Below are 4,020 nucleotides of genomic sequence, written 5' to 3' on the forward strand. Positions count from 1 at the left end.
GATTGGGGAGTTGATAATATTTTGATTCTCCATAAATCCTTTTTTTAAGATTAAAAGTAATTGCTTCGGCGGTTACTTTACTTTTTTATATTTTCCTATCATTATCTTGTATGGTTGCATTATTTTTTATAATTGAATTCATTTGCTTTAATTATTGGCTATTTATTTGGCTGTTTTTAGGAACAAATATTAAAATATTCATTTCTCCTTTTGAGTATTGAAGTATTGTTTTCATTGTAGAAAATATTATTATCTAATTTGTGTATAAATAGTATTAGTTTATACGGAGGAACTTAAATGGAAAGCAAAAATATTATTATAATATTGATTGTGATAATTGTCATTCTTGCAGCGGCAATCGGTTTTATGGTATTAAAGCCGATGCATGCCAAGGAACCGACAAAAATCAAAGTCGATAGTAATAAAACTTTATACGAAGGAGATAATTTGTCAGTCAAGTTGACTGATTTGAATAAGACTCCATTGTCCAAACAAAAAGTCAACATAACAATCAAAAACAGCAAAGGCAAGGTTGTCGCAAATAAAACCGTAAAAACAAACTCTAAAGGTAAGGCAAAATTGGATTTGGATTTGAAGAAAGGAAAATATGATGTCCGAGTCACTTATAGTGGTAACGAGAATTATACAGGAAACAACACTACCCAGAAATTGACAATTAAAGAGAAAGAAAAAGTTGTTGAAGCTACTGTTGAGCAGAGTTCCAGTGAACCACAGTACCTTTCAGACACTGGAGAGCCAATTAGTGAAGCTGATTACTATACACTTCAGGTTTATGGTAAAAGTGCTAACAGCCATGAAGAATGGGAAGCACAAAAAGCCAGTTTGGGATACTGATAAATGATAAAATTCTGAATAAGACCTTAAAGTAAAATTTTTGCAAGTTCGTGCAGATTGTTACATATGTTGAGACATATTATATTAATAATTTTAATTAGGGGTGTATGTCAATGAACAAAAAAATATTGGTGATATTATTATTCGGAATCTTAATCTTGTCAATGGGGATTGTATCAGCAGCTATATTGTACCAAGACCCATTAAATGGAATGGATGAAGATACCTTTAAAGAACAATGTGTTGAAGTTAGTTATAAAGATATGAAAGTAAATGATAACTTGAAAAATACTTCCGTAAAATTAGCAGGCAAAGTAGAAATAGCGGCACACAATACAATGGTATTCCATGTCGGTGGAGACCGTGACCAAGAGGTAATAGTTAATTTGCCTCCTGATCAGGATAACAGCAAATATAAAAAATATGAAGGGTTAAATGCAGTCATTTATGGATCATATCAGGGATTGGATGATTATGCATTTAGTGGTGAACGTCCATATGTAAGTGTAGTAGCTATTGAATAATAGGTTAAGTCTATCAATTTATTCTAAAATTGATTAAAAGATGATGAGAACTTTTTCTACTTTGGTTTGAATCATTGTGATTAAAATAATATTATAGTTTGTATTTCAACAAAAAAATGACATAACTACTTAATACATTAACTTATGTATCAAATGAAACCTATTAGAAAATTAACAAAAATATAGATAAAATTAAAAAAATATAAAAATTAATATTAATTATTTTGATGATCCTCTTTGTCAAATTCAATATAGGTACAATTATGACCTAGAATAGGTTTTCCTTTAACGTACATTTCTGTAAAATAATTTTTTAAGGTAGGTGTAAAGCCACCTACAACTATTTTTATTTTTTCACGCTATTAATTGATTATAATTCAATTTGAACTTCTTAAATATATGGTGATGGCAGTTAGTTTTTTATAATCCGAAAAGCTTTTGTCTGACTTTTGCGGAGTTTAATTTTGTAAATTCCTTTGATTGTTTGTAGCCAAATAGCCATTTTTTGCAAATAATATTTCCGTAACGGTGTTGGTTTGATGTTGTAATTTCAGCCACATATTGGTTTTTTGGAAGGCTACCTCCATATTTGCCGGTTCCATCAAAAGCAACGTATATATAGATTTTTGATTTTACTGTTTTGGTTGTTTTTTTCCAGGTTTTTTTGTTGTATATGTCAACTTTTTGTTTAATGGTTTTTTTGGTGTTGAGTTTGTAGACATAAGTTTTCCCATTGGATTTGGCATTAATTAATTTCTTGTATTTGTCTAATGGTATGACAACTTTATATCCTTTGATTTTTATGGTTCTTGCAGATTTGCTTGTACTCAATACATGGATCTTGCTTTTTTTGGTGGTGGATGGGTTGTGATTTTCATCACCCATATATGCTGCGGAATATGTAATTGTTCCCTGCTTATTCATCTTGACTTTTAATGTAGCATAGCCATTATCATTAATATTTCTGTAATAAGTCTTGCCGTTGACTGTAAATTTCACTTTACCGTCTTCAAATAGAGTACTGCCTTCAAAATCAGTAATTTTTGCTTTAAGAATTGCGTAATCTCCTTTTACCACAGTTGTTTCTTTTAGTATTAATTCCACATCTGATTTGACAATTTCAAGATTAAAGTATATGGGATTTATATTGTAGTAATAGTCATCAACTATAATTTTACATGAATGATTTCCCACACCCATATTACTAACGCAACACCAGTATGCATCCTCATCTTCATCGTAATCAAATGCCATTAATTCCTTATTTGTATTTGCATCCATTAATCTGACTTCCAAATCTGGAATATTATAGCCGTCTTCATCAACAACAGATATGTAATAACCATAGTAATCATCATAGTCAGTTGAATAGTTTATTTGTTCGGGTATATTTTGCCTATAACTATAATCTTCAGGTATTATTCTAGGCTGGAAATTGTCTGAGTAATGTTCATCATTCCAGTCAGAGTCTTCATCATAATCATCATAGTCATCATAATCTTCATCTTCAAGATTAATGTCATTGGATGTATTATCTGTTCCGATAGTATCGGCAGTAACATTTTCTGATGCACTGACTGCTGAGATTGAAAGTAAACTTATCAGCAGCATTGCAAGCATAATTGTCTTTTTATACTTCAAGATTATTTCCCCCTAAATTTTACATTGATATATATTATACACAACTTGCTATTAATCATTGTCGGTGTCAAACTTTTACATTTAATTTAAATTTTTTTTACTGTTTTTCCATTCTTTTTAACACTTACTTTGAAATATTTATTGCTTTATAATGCGCTAAATGTATGCTTCATTTTATTAATTGGTTTTACTAAATAAACTTCAGTTTCATAATTTTTTTTCAATGGTGTAATCATTAGAATTTTCGGAGTAAACACGGTTTATGAGAATATCAAGGTTAATCAAAGATAAAATGAGTATTTTCTGTGCTATTCTAATGATATTTGATTATTTGAATGCCAATCTTTATATCGAATTTTAAACATAACTTAAATATAACTTATATGGGGGTAATCATTTGATTGACAAAAGGATTATGATATTGGTTATATTTCTTGTAAGCCTCTTTGCAATTTCTGCAGTCAGTGCAGGCGATAATGCAATCGCAGATGAGCAAAGCTATAATGCGAAGATAGTTGCAAAGGACATAAATGAAGAATATGATGAGATAAACGGCAATACGATGATATTTAGCATTAAGGATTTGAATGGAAAACCGATAAAGGATGCAAAACCGACTGCAATATATGACAATAAGAAAGTAAAAGTGGTTTATGATGATGATCAATATTTCAGCGAAAAGCAGGGAACATACTACCTTGACAGGGATCCTGAAATTGGAATGCATAAGGTAAAGATTACATTAAATACCTCAAAATATCAGGCAAAACCAGTTTTCATGAATGTCAAGATAACCAAAGTGACACCAAAATTAACTCTAAAAAAATATGTAACAACTGACAATCGCTATGCCATCATGAAAGCAACCGTGAAGGATAAATATGGTGATACGATTGATGGAGGAATTGTAAAATTCAAAGTCAACGCAAAAACATATTCTGTTAAGGTAAAAGACGGTGTTGCAGTTAAAAAAATCAAACTTAAGGCAAAGACATATACA

General features: G+C 30.2%; 4 protein-coding genes. 3 read left to right on the forward strand and 1 reads right to left on the reverse strand.

The window, feature by feature from the left end; genetic code table 11:
* Positions 1-297: 297 nt before the first annotated feature.
* Both QZU81_RS10490 and QZU81_RS10495 read left to right on the forward strand, forming a co-directional pair.
* Complete coding sequence (locus QZU81_RS10490; protein ID WP_295591701.1) at positions 298-855, forward strand: carboxypeptidase-like regulatory domain-containing protein; 558 nt, start codon at positions 298-300, stop codon at positions 853-855.
* 113 nt (positions 856-968) lie between these two features.
* Complete coding sequence (locus tag QZU81_RS10495) at positions 969-1,379, forward strand: hypothetical protein (RefSeq protein ID WP_295591703.1); 411 nt, start codon at positions 969-971, stop codon at positions 1,377-1,379.
* A 420-nt stretch (positions 1,380-1,799) separates the two neighbouring features.
* Here QZU81_RS10495 and QZU81_RS10500 read toward each other — a convergent pair whose 3' ends face one another.
* Positions 1,800-3,020: an Ig-like domain-containing protein gene (locus tag QZU81_RS10500; protein ID WP_295591705.1), complete on the reverse strand. Its 1,221-nt coding sequence runs from the start codon at positions 3,018-3,020 to the stop codon at positions 1,800-1,802.
* A gap of 397 nt (positions 3,021-3,417) precedes the next feature.
* On the opposite strand from QZU81_RS10500, the gene QZU81_RS10505 reads away from it, so the two are divergent.
* On the forward strand, positions 3,418-4,020 hold a 603-nt coding region (locus QZU81_RS10505), incomplete at its 3' end, for a hypothetical protein (protein ID WP_295591707.1).

This window comes from uncultured Methanobrevibacter sp. (assembly GCF_902770715.1).
Lineage (GTDB): Archaea > Methanobacteriota > Methanobacteria > Methanobacteriales > Methanobacteriaceae > Methanocatella.

What these genes read in the sequence shown, in the direction of transcription:
- QZU81_RS10490 (WP_295591701.1), top strand. Translation starts at nt 298, where the DNA reads ATGGAAAGCAAAAATATTATTATAATATTGATTGTGATAATTGTCATT.
- QZU81_RS10495 (WP_295591703.1), top strand. Translation starts at nt 969, where the DNA reads ATGAACAAAAAAATATTGGTGATATTATTATTCGGAATCTTAATCTTG.